Below are 17,659 nucleotides of genomic sequence, written 5' to 3' on the forward strand. Positions count from 1 at the left end.
GCGTCAACGCCCGCGGCCACCGGCCTTCTTCGCATCGAAGCCGAGCATCTTCATCGCCGCATTCGGACTGCGCGCCGCCTTCGCATAGCCCTCCCACGGCGCATTGCCGCGATCGAGCCTCGTATGGATGTCGCGCAAGGTCCAGTGCGCGCCGCCGCGCAGCTCGGGCACCTCGTCCCATGCCACCGGCACCGACACGCCCATGCCCGGCCGCGCGCGCAGCGACCAGGCGCTGACCGTGGTCGCGCCGAAGCCGTTGCGCAGGTAGTCGATGAAGATGCGGCCCACGCGGTTCGAGGGTCCGCTCTTCGCCACGAAGAGTTGCGGCAAGGTGCGCGCCATGTGACGCACGATGGCCTGCGAGAAATCCTTCACAGCATCCCAGCCGTGCACGCGGCGCAACGGCACCACCACGTGCAGGCCCTTGCCGCCGCTGGTCTTGCAGAAGGGCACGAGCCCGAGCTCGACCAGGATCACGCGCATCAGCTCCACCGCCTGCAGCATCGCGGGCCAGTCGACGCCCTCGCCGGGGTCGAGGTCGAAGGTCATGCGGTCGGGCTTGTCGATCGCGGACTTGACGGCGTTCCAGGTGTGCAGCTCGATCACGTTCATCTGCGCCGCGCCCGGCAGGCCGAGCGCCGCCGCCACCTCGATCAGCGCGGGATGCGCGGGCCACAGCGCGGCATCGAGCTGGCGCACGCCCTCGATGCTGCCGTCCTCGAGGTGCTTCTGGAAGAACAGCTGCCCGCCGATGCCGCGCGGCGCGCGCACCAGCGACACCGGCCGGCCGCGCAGGTGCTCCATCATCAGCGGCGCGACCAGGCCGTAGAAGCGCACCACCTCGACCTTGGTGATGCCGCTCGACGCATCGACCACGCGCTCGGCATGCGAGACCTTGAAGTTCGCGGGCAAGGTGGCGGCCGGCCCTTTCGTCTGGGTCTTCGCCTGCTCCCGGTCCGCCGCGCGCGCGGGCACCGGCGCCTCGCGCACGATCTGCTTCGCGGGCTTGTCGCTGCGCAACGCATGGAACACCGGGTGGCGCACATGGCCGTCCTGCGTCCACTCGGAGAACGTGACCTCGGCCACCAGCACCGGCTTCACCCAGTGCGCGCGGCGCTCGTTCTCGATGCGCTGCTTGAACGGGCGTTGGTCGACCGCGAGTGGCTCGAGCCGCGCAAAGATCTCGGCCAGCAAGCGCTCGTTGAAGCCCGTGCCCACGCCGCCCGCGAACACCAGCTCGCCGTGTTCGTCATGCACGCCGAGCAGCAGCGAGCCGAAGCCCGTGCGCGAGCCCTGCGGGTCGGTGTAGCCGGCGATCACGAACTCCTGCCTGCGCGCGCACTTGAGCTTGATCCAGTCGGGCGACCGGCGCGAGCGGTAGGCGCTGTCGCGCCGCTTGCCGATCACGCCCTCGAGCCCGATGCGGCAGGCCGAGGCCACGATGTCCTGGGGCGGTGCGTCGAAGACCGCGCTGAAGCGGATCTCGGGCGGCGGATCGGCGAGCAGCCGCTCGAGCAGCGCGCGCCGCTCGACCAGCGGCACGGCCCGCAGGTCGTGGCCGTCGTAGTACGGCAGGTCGAACAGGAAATAGACGATGTCCTGGGTGCGCGTGCTGTCGAAGGCGCTCTGCAGCGCCTGGAAGTCGGTGCGGCCGGCCTCGTCGAGCACCACGATCTCGCCGTCGAGCCAGCCCGGCTTCAGCTTCAGGCGCTGGATAGCGCGCACCAGGTGCGGCATACGCTCGCTCCAGTCGTGGCCGTTGCGCGTGAACAGCCGCACCGTCTTGCCCTCGATGCGCGCGAGCAGCCGGTAGCCGTCGAACTTGATCTCGTAGACCCAGTCGCCGGGATCGGGCGGCGGCCCGTCGACCAGCGTGGCGAGCACCGGCGCGAGCTTGGGCGGAGGCTCGGCCTCGACGGCACCGTCGGGCCACTGGGACCGCTTTCGCGCCGCCTTCTTCGCGGCGGGCTTCGACACCGAGCTCGCCCGCGGCATCGCGAGCGCGGCCACGCTGTCGGGGAACTGGTCGACCACGCTGAATTCCGCGGCCTCGCGCGCGAACTCGTCGCGCTCCTTGATCAGGAGCCACGGATCGCCGCGGCCCTCCTTGCGCGCCTTCATGCGCACCAGCGCCCAGCGCCCGCGCAGCTTGTGGCCATGCAGCTCGAACTTGATGTGGCCCGCGCGGTAGTCCTTGCGCAGATTGCCCAGCGGCACCCAGAAGCCCTTGTCCCAGACGATCACCTTGCCCGCGCCGTACTGCTTCGCGGGAATCTCGCCCTCGAAGGCGTTGTACGACACCGGGTGGTCTTCCACATGCATCGCCATGCGCTTGTCGTGCGGGTCGTAGCTCGGCCCCTTGGGCACGGCCCAGCTCTTCATGGTGCCGTCGATCTCGATGCGGAAGTCGTAGTGGAGGCTGCGCGCCCAGTGCTTCTGCACCACGAACTGCAATGCGCCGGGCAGCGACTCGCCGCCCTCGGCGGGCTCGGGCGTGATGTCGAAATTGCGCTTGGCCTGGTAGCGCTTCAGTGCGGCGGTGCGCGCCATGCGGGAGCGGGTGTCACTGCGATGCCGGCGCCTGCCGCCGGTTGCCCGCCATCGTCTTGGCGGCGTTCAGGTGCTCCTTGAGTGCCGGCAGCGTCCTCTCGGCGAAGGCGCGCAGGTCGGCATCGTTGGCGTCGCGCGCCATGTTCTCGAACAGGCGGATGTCGGCCTCGTGGTCCTGGATGCCCACGCGGTCCACATAGGCCCGGTCGAAACCCTCGCCCGACAGGCCCTGCAGCGCCTCGATGCGCGCCTTCTTGTCGGCCGGGATCTCGGCCACCAGCGGCACCGACTTGCGCGCGGCCAGCCGGCGCAGTGCCTCGTTCGATTCGCCGTGATGCTTCGCGAGCATCAGCGCGTAGTCCTTCACCTCCGCGCTCACGGCCTTCGAGGCGGCGAGCTTCGAGACCTCGACCTCGTAGAGCCCGGCGCCGGCGGCCAGGTTCATCAGGCTGCGGTCGGGTGCGCTGAGCGCGCCGGCCTGGGCGACCTGCACGGCAGGTTCGGCCGCGAAGGCCGTGGGCGTGGATGCCACGCCGCCGAGCACGATGGCGCACGCGATCGCGCGGGCCCGTCCCCGGGACGAATGGCGGAGCGTCGAAATGGAATGCATGCCGGACCTCGCGATCTGCAATGGGAGGACAAGGCCATCGGAAGGCTCGCCACGGGCCGGCGATGGCCACCTGGGACCACGCTGCGCCCGCCATGCGGCTGCGGACGTAGGAAGCCGCCCCTTGCGCGCACAAGCCGAGGCGCACACCGCCGCGTTCAACCCGTCTCGGCCGCGGCCGGATGGCTCGACGCATGGCGTTCGAGCAGCAGGTACATCAGCACCCCGCCGCCCAGCGGCAGCAGGTAGTAGAGCGCGCGGTAGGCCAGCACCGCGCCCATCAGCGTGCCCTGCCGCACGCTGCCCGACAGCAGTGCGAGGTACACCGCCTCGAGCACGCCGAGCCCGGCGGGAATGGGCGTGAACACGCCCACGATCGAGGCCGCCATCAACACCGACAGCGTGGTCGCGTACGGCACCTTCTGTCCCAGCAGCAGGTACATCGCCGCGCCCATCAGCGCCCAGTTGCAGGCCGACAGCGAGATCTGCAGCAGCGCAAGCCGCGCCGAGGGCAATCGCACGTTGCGCCCGCGCAGGGTCCAGCGCTTGCCGCGCGCGACGCCGCAGGCGATCACGTAGCCGATGGCCAGCGCGATCATCAGCACGCCGAGCGCACGGAACGCGATCACGCCCAGGTGCGCCTCGCGCGGCGGATCGATCGCGCCGGCGGCGAACAGGCCGCCCGCCAGCAGGCCGTAGCCCAGCCAGTTGGTGGCGAGGCTCACGCCCACGATCTGCGCCACCGTGGCCTCGTCGAGGCCCGCGCGCGCATAGAGCCGCGCGCGCATCGCCACGCCGCCCACCAGCGAGCCCAGGTTCAGGTTGAAGGCATAGCTCGTGACCGCGATGGCCCAGGTGCGCAGCGCGCCGAGCTTGTGACGCGTGTGCAGCCGGCCGAGCAGGTCGAAGCAGCCGTAGAGCGCATGGCTGGCGGTCGAGAGCGCGAGCACGCCGAGCAGCAGCCCGAGCGGATAGCGCTGCAGCGCATGCCAGGCGCCGGCCCAATCGACCTTGTGCGCATGCGAGAGCAGGAGGCCCAGCACCACGATGCCGAGCGCGGGCAACGCCCAACGCTTGCAGCGGCGCCAGAGGCCTTGGGGAACGGAGGCGGCGTCGGTGCGGTCCGCCTCGCGAGAGAGTGTGGCTGTGGCGGCGGTCTGTGGCATCGTGAGCCGATCTTCGGGATCGGTCCGGCTACCCGACAGTCGCCGCCAGCGCTTGTGCGCGTAGTCCGGAAGCGATGGCCCGGATCAGGAGTCGGCCTTGCCCGGCGGCAGCTTGACCTTGGTGACCGTCACCGACACCGGGTCGCTGGCGGGAAAGGACTCTTCCACGCCGCTGTCGAGCGCGTCCTCGCTCGGTGCCTCGTGGGTGGGCTTGTCGTGTTCGGGGGCGGGCTTGCCGTGCGACTCGGCGGTGGGAAACGGAAAGGGCTTGCTGGTGTCCTTGGGGTCGCGGGTGTCGGTCTTCGAGGCCATGGGGTTCTCCTTCCAGAAAGGGAAAGCACTCGGTGCATTCATCCATTCTGGAAAGCGGCCCGCCCCGGCGCGTAGGACAACACGCGCCCTGGGCCGTCGCCGCGAGGGCGCCCGCCTCAGCGGGGAATGCGGATGAAGTCTTCCGAGGTCAGCGAGATCAGGCAGCGCGGCTCGTCGCGGTAGCGTTCCCGGGCCTTGGCCTCGATCGCGTCGAAATAGGCGCGGCAGGCCTCGAGCAACTGGGGGCCGCCCTCGCGCACGCCGAATTCATCGTGCAGCGCGTCTTCCGTGATCTCGGCCAGCACGCGCTGGCCCTGCGGACCATGCGGGTAGAACGCGAAGCGCACCGTGGCGGTGTCGAAGCAATAGATTCCTTCGAAGTTCATCTCTCTTGTCTCCAGCGGGTTGCATCTTGTTTCGTCGCGCCGACTAGAGCGCGCCGCGCGCCAGCTTTTGCGAGGACGATTTCGCGTCCCCGTGCAGGAATCCGCCTACAACACCAAAGGCCTCGCGACGCTGCGCCTGCGCGCATCGGCGATGTCGTCCCACGCCGGCCTCCCCCTGTCTTCGGCGAGGCTTTGGACTTCCAACCCGAGGACCTCCACGACCATGAATACCACCGCCACTTCACGCCTCGACGCCCGCATCGCCGGCGTGGTCGAGTTCCGCGCGGGCGATGGCCCGCAGATCCGCATTCCCGAAGGCGTCTGCCAGGCGCTGGTCGCGGACGACAGCGTGGTGCTGACCTGGACCGAGGACGGCAATCCGCTGACCGCCGCGATCCCGCGCATCGAGTTCGATCGCTTCGTCACCGAGGGCCAGATCGTGCTGGGCCACGCGGAAGAGGACGCCGCCGACGCGCCGAAGAAGGACTAGCGCGAAACGGCCCGCGGGCCGGTGGTGGCTTGCTTGAAAAGGCGGGCGCGAGCGACGACGATGCGTGCCGCGCCATCCGCGCCACGCCCTGGAGTCCTTTGCGCTTGAATCCGCTGCCCCCTTTTCCTCACGCCTGGCGCGCCCGCCTGGCCGATGCCCACTGGCAGCGCCAGACGATCGGCGAATCGGGCGCCGATGTGTTTCGCATAGAGACCGCCGATGGCGAGCTCCTGTTCCTCAAGTCCGAGCCCGTGGCGCCCCTCGCTGAACTGCCGGGCGAGATCGCGCGGCTCGCATGGCTCGCGCGCCAGGACCTGCCCGCGCCCGCGGTGCTCGACCAGGCCCTCGAACACGACCGCCATTGGCTGCTGATGAGCGCCGTGCCGGGCCGTGATCTCGCATCGGGCCCGTTCCGCCCGGGCGAGATCGTCGTGCACATGGCCGATGCGCTGCGCCTGCTGCACCGGGTGCCGGTCGCCACCTGCCCTTTCGACCATCGCCTGGCACAACGGATCGAGGACGCGCACGCGCGCGCCGTGGCCGGCCTGGTCGACGAGAGCGATTTCGACGACGAGCGCGCGGGCTGGACCGCCCTCGATCTGTTCGAGCGACTGCGCGCGACGCGGCCCGCGAACGAGGACCTCGTCGTGACCCACGGCGATGCCTGCCTGCCGAACCTGATGGCAACGGCCGACGGCTTCACGGGCTTCATCGACTGCGGCCGCGTCGGCGTGGCCGACCGCTGGCAGGACCTCGCACTGGCCGCGCGCAGCATCGGTTTCAACCTCGGCGAGGCCTGGACCGCGCCCTTCTTCGAACGCTACGGCATCGCGCCGGATGCCGAGCGCATCGCGTTCTACTGCCTGCTCGACGAGTTCTTCTGAAGGTGCGCCGAAGGTGGCGCGGGGACAATGCGGGCATGAAATTCGATCCCCTGCCATCGCAGTGCCTCGTCGACCAATCGCTGGAGATCCGCCTGCGCGGTCTCGCACCCGGCGAGCGCGTCGTGCTGCAGCTGTGCAACCGCTTCGGCCATCAGGTGATGCAATCGGAGGCCCACTTCGTGGCCGACGCCAGCGGCACGGTCGATCCCGCGCGGCAGTCGCCGGTCGCGGGCAGCTACGAGCGCGCCGACGCGATGGGCCTGTTCTGGTCGCGCGCGCTGGTGCCGCCCGAGCGCATCGGCGGCATCGCGGTCCTGCACGACGATCCGCTGACCGCCACGCTCAGCGCGGTGCGCGAGAGCGACGGCAGCGCGGTCTCGGTCTCGATCCGCCGCGTGTATGTCGGCGACGGCGTGCGCCAAAGGGAGGTCAGGGAACGCGGCCTGGTCGGCCGGTTGTTCGAACCCGCGGGCGCGGGTCCGCATCCGGCCGTGCTCGTGCTCGGCGGATCGAACGGCGGCCTGGCGTGGTCGCAGGAGATGGCCGCGCTGCTCGCCTCGCATGGCTTCGCCGCGCTGGCGCTGGCCTACTTCGCGGCCGAGGGCCTGCCGCCCACGCTCGACCGCATTCCGCTCGAGTACTTCGGCACGGCGCTCGAATGGCTGGCCGAACAGCCCGGCGTGCGAGCCGACCGCATCGGCACCGTGGGCGTGTCGCGCGGCGGCGAACTCGCGCTGCTGCTCGGCGCGCACTTTCCCGCCATCGGCTGCGTGATCGGCTATGTGCCCAGCGGCATCGTGTGGCCCGCCTATCCCGCGAGCGGCCATGGCGCATGGACGCTGGACGGCCAGGAGATCGCTTTCGCCTCGACGCTCACGCATGCGCAGTGGGACGAAGCCGTCGCCAAGGGCCTTGCGCGAGAAGACAGCTTCGACTGGTACCTGATCCCGCTGCGCGATCCCACGCTGCTGGAGCGAAGCTCGATCAAGGTCGAGAAGATCAACGGCCCGGTGCTGCTGATCTCGGGCGAGGCCGATGGCCTGTGGCCCTCGACCGATCTCGCCGACTTCGCGCTGCAACGCCTGCTCGAGAAAAGATTTCCGCACCGCGCCGAGCACCTGAGCTACCCGCGCGCCGGCCATTCGATCGCGTGGCCGAACGCGCCGACCACCATGACGCGCTCGGTCCATGCGATATCCGGCGAAACGATGGACATGGGCGGCACGCCCGAGGGCAATGCGCGGGCGCGCAGTGCATCGTGGCCACGCATGCTCGCCTTCTTGCGTGGTGCACTGCAGCGCTGAAACCGCCCCCGGATTTCCGTCGCTCTACCACGATTTTTCGGACGGAACCGCGGGGTGGCGCAGTCTTTTTTGCACGCCCGCGCACCCCTGCCTATTCAACAGGCAATGTGGCGGGAAGCCCCGCCAATCCTCGCTTCGCGAATCCGCTCCCCGCACAACCCACAGAGTTGTCCACAGAAAAATCGAACAAGTCATCAAACCGACTTGGCCGCGACATATCCCTTGAACATTTCCCGCAGGCGGGTCTTGAGCAACTTTCCGGTGGCCGTATGCGGCAGGCTGTCGACGAAGACCACATCCTCGGGCAGCCACCACTTGACAACGCGCTGCGCGAGGAAATCGCGCAGCTGCGAAGCGGTCACTTCGCTGCCGGGCCGCTTCACCACGATGAGCAGCGGCCGCTCGGTCCACTTCGGATGCGGGATGCCGATGACCGCGGCCTCGGCCACCGCCGGATGGGCGCTGGCCGCGTTCTCGAGGTCGATCGACGAGATCCATTCGCCGCCCGACTTGATCACGTCCTTCGCGCGGTCGACCAGCTGCACATAGCCGTCGGCATCGATGGTGGCCACGTCGCCGGTCGGGAAGAAGCCCTCGGCATCGAGCACGCCGCCGCCCTCGCCGCGGAAGTAGCCGCTCGCGATCCACGGCCCGCGCACATGCAGGTGACCGAAGGCCTTGCCGTCGTGCGGCAGGCGCCGGCCGTCCTCGCCGACGATCTTGAGCGCCACGCCCCAGACGCCGCGGCCCTGCTTCATCTTGATGCCGATCTTCTCGTCCTCGCTCAAGGCCGCATGCTTGGGCAGCAGGTTGCCGATCACGCCGATCGGGCTGGTCTCCGTCATGCCCCAGCCCTGCACGAAGTCGGCGCCGAAGTCGCGCTCGAAACGCTCGATCATGCTGCGCGGCGTGGCGGCGCCGCCGAGGCCGATGCGCTTGAGGCCCAGCGCGCGCGGATCGAGTTCGGGATGGGCATCGAAGTACTGGAACAGCATCAGCCACACGGTGGGCACGGCCTGCGAGATGCTGACCTTCTCGTCGCGCATCAGCTCGTAGAGGTTCTGCGCGTCGAGATGCGGGCCGGGCATCACCAGCTTGACGCCGGCCATCGCCGCCGCGTACGGCATGCCCCAGGCATTGGCATGGAACATCGGCACCGCGAGCAGCAAGGTCATGCCCGAGTTCACGCCGAAGGTGTCGGGCGTGCACTCCATCAGCGAGTGCAGCACGGTCGAGCGGTGCGAATAGAGCACGCCCTTGGGATTGCCCGTGGTGCCCGAGGTGTAGCACAGCGACGAGGCCGTGCGCTCGTCGAACTCGGGCCAGTCGTAGTCCTCGCTCTGCGCATCGATCAGCTCGTCGAAGCACAGCAGGTTCGGCACGTCGATCGCCGGCATGTGGGCGCGGTCGGTCATCGCGATGAAGGCACGCACCGAGCGCAGGCCCGGCGCGAGCTTCTCGACCAGCGGCGCGAAGCTGGTGTCGAAGAACAGCACCTTGTCTTCGGCGTGGTTCACGATGTAGTCGATCTGCTCGGGAAAGAGCCGCGGGTTGACGGTGTGCAGCACCGCGCCCGCGCCCGAAACGCCGAAGTACAGCGCCAGGTGCCGGTGCGTGTTCCAGGCCAGCGTGCCCACGCGGTCGCCGGGTGCGATGCCGAGCTGCGCCATCGCGTGGGCCACCTGCTTCGCGCGCCGGTGCACCGCGTCGTAGTCGGTGCGCACGATCGGTCCTTCGACGCTGCGCACCACGATCTCGGTGTGCGGGTGGAAGGTGGCGGCATGCTCGATCAGCGACGAGATCAAGAGCGGGCGGTCCTGCATCAATCCGAACATGGGGGCGTCTCCTGTGCTGGGGGCCGCCGCATCGTGGCAGCAGCGCGCCGGGGCGGCATCGTCGGAACGGACGATTGAGGGCGCGCGGCGGGAACGGAATCTGCGTGATGATGCGAAACCACCGGATGCCCGCCCCATGTCCATGCTCATCGCCCAGATCTCCGACCCGCACGTGCGCCCCGCCGGCGTGCTCTACCAGGGCGTGGTCGATTCCAACCGCATGCTCGAGGAGGCCATCGCCCACCTGCATGCGCTCGATCGCCGGCCCGACCTGGTGCTGCTGACCGGTGACCTGGTCGACGAGGGCCGGCCCGAGGAATACGCGCAGGCGCGCCGGCTGCTGGCCACGCTCGAAGTGCCGCTGCTCGTGATGCCCGGCAACCACGACCACCGCGAGCACTTCCGCGCGGCCTTCGCCGACCACGGCTACCTGCCGGCCACGGGCGCGCTGCACTACTGCATCGACGACCACCCGGTGCGCATCGTCGCGCTCGATGTCTGCGTGCCCGGCCTGCACCATGGGCTGGCCGACGCGGAGGGCCTCGCCTGGCTGCAGCGCACGCTGGAGGCCGACCGCACCAAGCCCACGCTGCTGATGCTGCACCACCCACCGTTCATGAGCGGCATTCCGTACATGGATGCCTACCGCTGCATCGACACCGAGCCGCTCGAAGCCGTGGTGCGCGCGGCCGGCAACGTGGAGCGCGTGCTGTGCGGCCATGTGCACCGCGGCATGCTGCGGCGCTGGGCCGGCACCGTGGTGTGCAGCGCGCCGAGCACCACCACCGAGATCGCGCTGCGGCTCGCGAGCGACGCAGCACCGGCCTCCTACCTGGGCCGGCCCGGCTGCCTGCTGCACCTGTGGGACGAGACGCACGGCATGGTGAGCCACCTGAGCCACATCGGGCCGATGCAGGGGCCCTACCCCTTTGCCTGACATGCGGATGCCGACCCTCGCGGGACTGCGTGCCTCGATCCTCTGCGCGGCCGCCTGGCTGGCCTGCGCCGCACCGGCCTTCGCCAACGGCAGCCTGTCCTGCGCAGGACGGCCCTATGCGGTGGAGGTGCAGTTCAGCCTGTCGACCGGCGAGCTGACCGGGCTGATCGTCGCGCGCGAGAAGCACGGCGATCTCTCATCCGAACGATTCACGCCACGGCGCCGGTCCATCGACTACGCGCGCCGCACCGTGCAGGCGAGCGGCACCAGCGTCGACCGGCCGTCTCGCACGGCAACGCTGCGCATCGCCAACGCGCGCGGCACGCTGACCCTCGCGGGCCAGCGCTATCGCCTGCGCTGCGACTGGAACGGACTGGGCTGAAGCGCCCCGCGTTCAAAGCCGCTCGACGATCGTCACGTTCGCCATGCCGCCACCCTCGCACATGGTCTGCAGCCCGTAGCGCTTGCCGCGCTGGCCCAGCGCATGCACCAGCGTGGTCATGAGCTTGGTGCCCGAGGCGCCCAGCGGATGGCCGAGCGCGATGGCACCGCCGTGGACGTTGAGCCGTTCGGGATCGGCGCCCGTCACCTGCAGCCAGGCCAGCGGCACCGGCGCGAAGGCCTCGTTGACCTCGAACAGGTCGATGTCGGAGATCTTCATGCCGGCCTTCTGCAGCGCGCGCTGCGTGGCCGGGATCGGTGCCTCGAGCATGATCACCGGGTCGTGGCCCATCACGCTCATGTGGTGGATGCGCGCGAGCGGCTTCAGGCCGAAGGTCTTGAGGCCGCGCTCGTTGACCACCATCACGCCGCTGGCGCCGTCGCAGATCTGGCTCGCGGTCGCGGCGGTCACGCGCCCGCCCTCGGCGATCAGCTTGACCGCGCCGATGCTCTCGAGCGTCGCGTCGCCGCGGATACCCTCGTCGGCCAGGTGCATCTCGCCGGGCTCGCTGCCATCGGCCAGCCGCACCGCCACCGGCACGATCTCGCGCTCGAAGTGGCCGGCGCGCGTGGCCGCGGCCGCGAGCTGGTGGCTGCGCAGCGCATAGGCATCGAGCTCGGCGCGCGCGATGCCGTAGTTGGCGGCGATCATCTCGGCGCCCGTGAACTGGCTGAACTCGACGCCGGGGTAGCGCTTCTGCATGCCGGGGCTGACATAGAAGCCCAGGCCGTTCTTCAGCGGCAAGGTGGTCGGCAGGCCCATGGGCACGCGCGTCATGCTCTCGACGCCGGCCGCGATCGCCACGTCCATGCTGCCCGACATCACGGCCTGGGCCGCGAAATGCAGCGCCTGCTGCGACGAGCCGCACTGGCGGTCGACCGAGGTGGCCGGCACCGACTCGGGCAGGCGCGAGGCCAGCACCGCGTTGCGCGCGATGTTCGAGGACTGCTCGCCGGCCTGGCCGACGCAGCCCATGATGACGTCCTCGATGGCGGCGGGATCGACGTCGGTGCGCGCGACCAGCGCATCGAGCACCTGCGCGGCGAGGTCGGCGGGATGCCAGCCGGCCAGGCGGCCGTTGCGGCGGCCTCCAGCGGTGCGGGCGGCGGCGACGATATAGGCTTCGGGCATGGGTTCTCCTGGGGCTTGGTGTGACTCGGGGAATTGTTGGCCCCCAGGATAAGGCGGGCGTCGTCGGATCGGACGATTTTGGGCGCGGCCTCAACGGTGGCGAAACACCGGCTCGCGCCGGGCGAGAAAGGCCCGCATGCCCTCGCGCGCATCCTCGGTCGCGAAGCGCGCATGCAGCTGCCGGCGCTCGAACAGGATGCCCTCGGACAGCGAGGACTCCCAGGCGCGGTTGACCGACTCCTTGATCGCGACCAGCGCCGGCAGCGAGAAGCCGGCGATGCGCGTGGCCAGCGCCAGCGCCTCGTCCATCAGCGAGGCGGAAGGCACGACGCGCGACACCAGCCCGTAGCGGTCGGCCTCGTGCGCATCGAGCACGCGCGCGCCCAGGCACATCTCCATCGCCTTGGCCTTGCCGATGGCACGCGGCAGCCGCTGCGTGCCGCCCGCACCCGGCAGCATCGCGAGCCTGACCTCGGGCAGCGCGAAGCGTGCCGACTCGGCCGCCAGCACGATGTCGCAGGCCAGCGCGAGCTCGCACCCGCCGCCATAGGCGAAGCCCGCCACCGCGGCAATCACGGGCTTGCGCACGCGGCGGATGGTCTCCCAGTTGCGCGTGATGAACTCCTGCGCGACCACCTCGGCATGGTCCCATTCGGCCATGGCCGCGATGTCGGCGCCGGCCGCGAAGGCGCGCTCGTCGCCCGTCAGCACGATGGCGCCGATGCCGGCATCGGCATCGAAGGCCAGCAGCGCGGTGCCGAGCGCGTCCATCAGCGCGTCGTTCAGCGCGTTCATCTGCCGCGGGCGGTTCAGCGTCACGACGCCGACGCGGCCCTCGGCGCGCACGAGGATCGGTGCTTCCAGCTGCATGCGGGCCGGCTCCCGTTCAGTCGACCACGATCTTCTGCCGGGCGATCAGCGCGGACAGCACCGCGCCCTCCTCGGCCAGCAGCTTGCGGAACTCGGGCGTGTCCATCGCCACCGGCTCCGCGCCCAGGTCGGCATAGCGCGACTTCAGCGCGGGCTGCGCGAGCGCCTTGCCGATCTCGCGGCTCATGCGCGCCAGCACCTCGGGCGGCGTGCCGTTGGGCGCCCACATGCCGAACCAGATGTCGAGGTCGGCGCCCGGGAAGCCCTGCTCGCCGATGGTCGGCACCTCGGGGAAGAAGGGCGAGCGCTTGGCGCTCACGATGCCCAGCAGCTTGGCCTTGCCGGTGCGGATGTGCGGGAAGGCGATGCCCGGGTCGCAGACGAAGTCGGCCTGGCCCGAGAGCACGTCCTGCAGCGCGGGCGCGGCGCCACGGTACGGCACGTGGGTGGCCGAGACCGCGGTGGCCTGCTTGAACAGCTCGCAGGCCAGGTGCGGCGGCGTGCCGGTGCCGGCCGAGGCGTACGAGAAGGTGCCGGGCTTGGCGCGCGCCAGCGCGACCAGTTCGCGCGCATCCTTCGCGTTCATCTGCGGCTTGGCCACCAGGTACATCTGGGTGCGGCCCACGGTCGCCACCGGCGACAGGTCGCGCGAGGGCAGCAGGGTCGACTTGAACAGCGACGGGTTCGCGGTCTCGACCGAGGTCGGCGCGATCAGGAAGGTGTGGCCGTCGGGCGCCGCGCGCACCACCTCGGCGGCCGAGATGTTGCCGCTGGCGCCGGGCTTGTTGTCGATCAGCACGGTCTGGCCCAGCGACTCGGTCAGCGACTGCGCGAGGATGCGCGCCATCACGTCGGTGCTGCCGCCGGGCGCGAAGCCCACGACCACGCGGATCGGCTTGGTGGGCCAGGCCGTGGGCGACTGCGCGAAGGCGGCGCCCGCGAGCGCGAGGCAGCCGAGCGCGATGAAGGCCCGGCGCAGGCGCGCCGGGGCCGGGAACGAAATGGCCATGTCTTGTCTCCGTTGTGTTTTGGGGGGTGCTGTCGTTCTCGGGTCCGCGCCGGGCTCAGCCCGCCGTGCCCGCCTCGTTCGCCTCTTCCGCGCGCAACAGCTCGCGCAGTTTGAATTTCTGGATCTTTCCCGAGGGCGTCGAGGGCATGGTCTCGCGCAGCACCAGCCGCTCGGGGATGTACTGCAGCGCCACCTTCTGCGCCTTGAGGAAGTCCGAGATCGACGGCAGGTCGACCTGGCAGCCGGGCCGCGGCACCACCACCGCGCAGGCGCGTTCGCCCAGACGCTCGTCGGGATAGGCCACGATGGCGGCCATCGCGATGCCGGGATGGCGGTAGAGCAGCGACTCGATCTCGACCACCGGGATGTTCTCGCCGCCGCGGATGATCACGTCCTTGGTGCGGCCCGCGATGCGCACATAGCCGCGCTCGTCGATGCGCGCGAGGTCGCCGGTGTCGAACCAGTCGTCGGCATCGGTGCCGTTGAGCTGCGGGCGCTTCAGGTAGCCGCCGAAGTTGGAGCAGGCGCGCAGCAGCAGCCGGCCCACCTCGCCCGCGGGCAGGCGCCGGCCGTCGACGTCGACCACCTGGATCTCCACGCCGGGCAGCGGGCAGCCGTCGGTCTGGATCGAGCGCTCGTCGTCGTCGTCCAGCCGCGTCAGCGTGACCGCGCCGTTCTCGCTCATGCCCCAGGCCGAGACGATCTTGGCGCCGAGCGCGCGCCGCGCCTGCTCGACCAGCGCGCCCGGGATCGGCGCGCCCGCGCAGAGAAAGACCTTGAGCGACGGCACCTCGGTGCCGGTCTCGGCCACCGTCTTCGCGAGGTCCGAGAGGAAGGGCGTGGACGCCATGGTGAAGCTCGCGCGCTCGGCGTTGATCGCGGCGATGGCCTGCTTCGGGTCCCAGACGTCCTGCAGCACGGCCGAGGCACCGAGCATGATCGGCATCATCAGCCCATACATGAAGCCGGTCTGGTGCGCCATCGGCGAGGCCATCAGCACCACGTCGTCCGCGCCCAGGCCCAGGCGCTGCGCGTAAGGCACGATGTTGGCCATGGTGGTGTTGGCCGAGTGCATCACGCCCTTGGGCTCGCCGGTGGTGCCCGAGGTGTAGATCAGCTGCGTGATGTCGTCGGGCCCGGGCCGGCTGTGCGAGAGGATCGCGGCGGCATCGGGCGCGTCTTCCCAGGCCGGTCCCGAGAGCAGGGCATCGAAGCTGTTCGGCCCCGCGCCGCCCACGATCACCACCTGCCGCAGCGCGGGCAGCTCGGGCTGCAGGCCCGTGACCATGGCCTCGAAGTCGAAGCCGCGGAAGCGCGCCGGCGCGATCATCACCTTGGCCGCGCCGTGCTTCAGCATGAACGAGAGCTCGCGCTCGCGGAAGATGTGCATCAGCGGATTGATCACCGCGCCGATGCGCGAGCAGGCCAGGTAGGTCAGCGTGAACTGCCACCAGTTGGGCAGCTGGCAGGCCACCACGTCGTCGCGCCCCACGCCCAGGCGCGACAGGCCCACCGCGATGCGGTCGGCCATGCGGCCGAGCTCGCGGTAGCTGAAGCGCTGGATGGAACCGTCCTCGATGCGCATCGCGCTCAGCGCCAACTTGTCGGGCGTGGCCGCGATGCAGGCATCGAGCGCGTCGTTGATGGTGCGCTCGTGCCACAGGCCCTCGGCGATCATGCGCGCGCGGCGCGGCGGCAGCAGTACGGCGTCGAATTCCATGATGTCGTGTCTCCTCGTTGTCGTGCGAAACCGGGGCAAGACCAGGCTCAGGCCGGCACGGCCGAGCGCCCGGCGCGCGTGCGCGCCACGATGGTCTTCATGATCTGGGCCGTGCCGTCGCCGATCTGGAAGCCCAGCACGTCGCGCAGCCGCTGCTCCATCGGCCCGCGGTCGTAGCCGCCATGGCCGAACATCAGCAGGCACTGATGAATGGCGTCGTAGGCCAGCTTCGGCGCCCACCACTTGCACATGGCGGCCTCGGCCGTGTGCGGCGCGCCACGGTCCTTGAGCCACAGCGTCTGCAGGCACAGCAGGCGCGCGGCCTCGACCTGGGTGTCGAAGTCGGCGAGCGGATGCGACACGCCCTGGAAGGCCGACAGCGGCTTGCCGAAGGCCTCGCGCTGCGCCACGTAGTCCCAGGTCTCCTCGAGTGCCACGCGCGCCACGGCCAGCACCTGCAGGCCGATCAGCGCGCGCGAGAAGTCGAAGCCCTGCATCACCTGCACGAAGCCCTTGTTCTCCTCGCCCAGGCGATGGTCGAGCGGCACGCGCACGTTCTCGAAGAACAGCGAGCCGCGGCCGATGGCGCGCTGGCCGTGGCAGTCGAAGCGGTTGCGCGTGAGGCCGGGCGCATCGGCGGGCACCAGCAGCGCGGTCACGCCGTGCGCGCCCGATTCCACCGGGCCGGTGCGGCCGAACACCACCACCGCGTCGGCCTGGTCGGCCGCCGAGATCGAGGTCTTCTCGCCGTTGATGACGTAGTGGTCGCCCGCGCGCTCCACGCGCAGCCGCAGGTTGGCCGCGTCCGAGCCGCCGCGCGGCTCGGTCAGCGCGATCGCGAACAGCGCCTCGCCGCGCGTGAGCTTCCGCAGCCACGGTCCCGCCACCTCGGGGCGGCCGTGCTCGGCGAGGATCTGGCCGTTGAGCGAGGCCAGCAGGTTGATGTAGCTCAAGCTCAGGTCGGCGCGCGCGATCTCCTCGTGGATCACGCCGGCCGCGAGGCAGCCCATGCCCTGGCCGCCGTGTTCCTCGGCGAGCTCGGGCGCGATGAAGCCCATCTCGCCCATCTCGCGCATCAGCGCGCGGTCGAGCACGCGCGTGGCGTCGCGCTCGAGGAAGCCCGGCGCCACGCGGCCGGTGGCGAAGCGGCGCGCATGCTCGGCCAGCGCGGCGAGGTCGTCGTCGATGTAGGGGTTCATCGCGGTGTTCTTCGCTGCGCGGCTATTTCGCGTACTTGCGGAACTCGGGCTTGCGCCGTTCCTGCAGCGCCTTCACGCCCTCGCGCGATTCCTCGGTGTCGTAGTAGAGCTTGAGCGCGTACATGCCCATGCCCGCGATGCCGGCCTGGTGCGCGGTGTCGGCATTGAAGCTGCGCTTGGCGATCGCGATCGCCGTGGGGCTGCGCTCGCAGATCTCCTCGGCCCACTTCTGCACCTCGGCGTCGAGCTGCTCGTGCGGCACCACCGCGTTGGCCAGGCCCATGGCCACGGCCTCGGCGCCGCTGTAGCGGCGGTTCAAGTACCAGATCTCGCGCGCCTTCTTCTCGCCGACCACGCGCGCCAGGAAGGCGGTGCCGTAGCCCGGGTCGACCGAGCCCATCTTCGGGCCGACCTGGCCGAAGACGGCCTTCTCGGAGGCGATGGTCAGGTCGCAAATGGTGCACAGCACGTTGCCGCCGCCGATGGCGAAGCCCTGCACGCGTGCGATCACCGGCTTGGGCACGTTGCGGATCGCGTCGTGCAGCTCCTCCATCGGCAGGCCGATGGTGCCGCGGCCGTCGTAGTTGCCGTCGTGCGCCGACTGGTCGCCGCCGGTGCAGAAGGCCTTCTCGCCGGCACCGGCCAGCACGATGGCGCCGATCTCGCGGTCGTAGCCCGCGCGGTTGAGCGCGCGGATGATCTCGTCGCAGGTCTGGCCGCGGAAGGCATTCATCTTCTCGGGCCGGTTGATGGTGATCCACGCCACGCGGTTGCGCACGTCGTAGAGGATGTCTTCGAACTGCATGTATTGCTCCTT

General features: G+C 70.3%; 17 protein-coding genes. 5 read left to right on the forward strand and 12 right to left on the reverse strand.

Features of this window, described 5'->3' with window-relative positions:
• Positions 1 to 3 precede the first annotated feature (3 nt).
• The 5 genes from ligD to ACEN9J_RS10990 all read right to left on the reverse strand — a co-directional run bounded on the left by ligD (position 4) and on the right by ACEN9J_RS10990 (position 5,021).
• Complete coding sequence (gene ligD, locus ACEN9J_RS10970; protein WP_413764054.1) at positions 4 to 2,550, reverse strand: DNA ligase D; 2,547 nt, start codon at positions 2,548 to 2,550, stop codon at positions 4 to 6.
• Positions 2,551 to 2,563: 13 nt separating this feature from the next.
• Positions 2,564 to 3,160 (reverse strand): DUF4142 domain-containing protein, encoded by a 597-nt coding sequence (locus ACEN9J_RS10975; protein WP_413764055.1) that lies wholly within the window; start codon positions 3,158 to 3,160, stop codon positions 2,564 to 2,566.
• 155 nt (positions 3,161 to 3,315) lie between these two features.
• The gene (locus tag ACEN9J_RS10980) at positions 3,316 to 4,323 is read right to left on the reverse strand and encodes a lysylphosphatidylglycerol synthase domain-containing protein (protein ID WP_413764056.1); all 1,008 of its coding nucleotides are present in this window, start codon (positions 4,321 to 4,323) and stop codon (positions 3,316 to 3,318) included.
• An 84-nt stretch (positions 4,324 to 4,407) separates the two neighbouring features.
• Positions 4,408 to 4,635 (reverse strand): hypothetical protein, encoded by a 228-nt coding sequence (locus ACEN9J_RS10985; RefSeq protein WP_057589673.1) that lies wholly within the window; start codon positions 4,633 to 4,635, stop codon positions 4,408 to 4,410.
• 116 nt (positions 4,636 to 4,751) lie between these two features.
• Positions 4,752 to 5,021 (reverse strand): hypothetical protein, encoded by a 270-nt coding sequence (locus tag ACEN9J_RS10990; protein ID WP_057589672.1) that lies wholly within the window; start codon positions 5,019 to 5,021, stop codon positions 4,752 to 4,754.
• A 223-nt stretch (positions 5,022 to 5,244) separates the two neighbouring features.
• Between ACEN9J_RS10990 and ACEN9J_RS10995 the strand changes: the two genes are divergently transcribed.
• The 3 genes from ACEN9J_RS10995 (at position 5,245) to ACEN9J_RS11005 (ending at position 7,699) form a co-directional block, all read left to right on the forward strand.
• Complete coding sequence (locus ACEN9J_RS10995) at positions 5,245 to 5,511, forward strand: hypothetical protein (protein ID WP_057589671.1); 267 nt, start codon at positions 5,245 to 5,247, stop codon at positions 5,509 to 5,511.
• A gap of 104 nt (positions 5,512 to 5,615) precedes the next feature.
• Positions 5,616 to 6,395: an APH(3')-II family aminoglycoside O-phosphotransferase gene (locus tag ACEN9J_RS11000; protein ID WP_413764057.1), complete on the forward strand. Its 780-nt coding sequence runs from the start codon at positions 5,616 to 5,618 to the stop codon at positions 6,393 to 6,395.
• A gap of 35 nt (positions 6,396 to 6,430) precedes the next feature.
• A complete protein-coding gene (locus ACEN9J_RS11005) occupies positions 6,431 to 7,699 on the forward strand; it encodes an acyl-CoA thioesterase/bile acid-CoA:amino acid N-acyltransferase family protein (protein WP_413764058.1) in 1,269 nt (422 codons plus the stop codon).
• A gap of 194 nt (positions 7,700 to 7,893) precedes the next feature.
• Here the strand turns inward: ACEN9J_RS11005 and ACEN9J_RS11010 are convergent, their stop codons facing one another.
• Positions 7,894 to 9,534, reverse strand: coding sequence for a long-chain-fatty-acid--CoA ligase (locus ACEN9J_RS11010; RefSeq protein ID WP_413764059.1), 1,641 nt, complete (start codon positions 9,532 to 9,534; stop codon positions 7,894 to 7,896).
• A gap of 136 nt (positions 9,535 to 9,670) precedes the next feature.
• Here ACEN9J_RS11010 and ACEN9J_RS11015 point away from each other — a divergent pair, with 136 nt between their 5' ends.
• Both ACEN9J_RS11015 and ACEN9J_RS11020 read left to right on the forward strand, forming a co-directional pair.
• The gene (locus ACEN9J_RS11015) at positions 9,671 to 10,471 is read left to right on the forward strand and encodes a phosphodiesterase (protein WP_413764060.1); all 801 of its coding nucleotides are present in this window, start codon (positions 9,671 to 9,673) and stop codon (positions 10,469 to 10,471) included.
• Between the two features lies 1 nt (position 10,472).
• Entirely contained in the window at positions 10,473 to 10,853 is a 381-nt protein-coding gene (locus ACEN9J_RS11020) for a hypothetical protein (RefSeq protein WP_413764061.1), read from the forward strand.
• Positions 10,854 to 10,865: 12 nt separating this feature from the next.
• Here ACEN9J_RS11020 and ACEN9J_RS11025 read toward each other — a convergent pair whose 3' ends face one another.
• The 6 genes from ACEN9J_RS11025 to badI all read right to left on the reverse strand — a co-directional run bounded on the left by ACEN9J_RS11025 (position 10,866) and on the right by badI (position 17,647).
• Entirely contained in the window at positions 10,866 to 12,044 is a 1,179-nt protein-coding gene (locus ACEN9J_RS11025; protein ID WP_208508608.1) for an acetyl-CoA C-acetyltransferase, read from the reverse strand.
• Between the two features lie 90 nt (positions 12,045 to 12,134).
• A complete protein-coding gene (locus tag ACEN9J_RS11030; RefSeq protein WP_413764062.1) occupies positions 12,135 to 12,914 on the reverse strand; it encodes an enoyl-CoA hydratase-related protein in 780 nt (259 codons plus the stop codon).
• A 16-nt stretch (positions 12,915 to 12,930) separates the two neighbouring features.
• Positions 12,931 to 13,923 (reverse strand): Bug family tripartite tricarboxylate transporter substrate binding protein, encoded by a 993-nt coding sequence (locus ACEN9J_RS11035; protein WP_413764063.1) that lies wholly within the window; start codon positions 13,921 to 13,923, stop codon positions 12,931 to 12,933.
• Positions 13,924 to 13,978: 55 nt separating this feature from the next.
• On the reverse strand, positions 13,979 to 15,643 hold the full coding sequence (gene aliA / locus ACEN9J_RS11040) for a cyclohexanecarboxylate-CoA ligase (RefSeq protein ID WP_413764064.1): 1,665 nt from the start codon (positions 15,641 to 15,643) through the stop codon (positions 13,979 to 13,981).
• 47 nt (positions 15,644 to 15,690) lie between these two features.
• Positions 15,691 to 16,842, reverse strand: coding sequence for a cyclohexanecarboxyl-CoA dehydrogenase (aliB, locus tag ACEN9J_RS11045; protein ID WP_413764066.1), 1,152 nt, complete (start codon positions 16,840 to 16,842; stop codon positions 15,691 to 15,693).
• A 22-nt stretch (positions 16,843 to 16,864) separates the two neighbouring features.
• Positions 16,865 to 17,647 carry a 2-ketocyclohexanecarboxyl-CoA hydrolase gene (badI, locus tag ACEN9J_RS11050; RefSeq protein ID WP_208511040.1) on the reverse strand — a complete coding sequence of 261 codons (783 nt, stop codon included), beginning with the start codon at positions 17,645 to 17,647 and terminating at the stop codon, positions 16,865 to 16,867.
• Positions 17,648 to 17,659: the final 12 nt, after the last annotated feature.

Origin of the sequence: Variovorax sp. Varisp41 (assembly GCF_047325085.1) — a bacterium.
In the GTDB taxonomy this organism is placed as follows: Bacteria; Pseudomonadota; Gammaproteobacteria; order Burkholderiales; family Burkholderiaceae_C; genus Variovorax.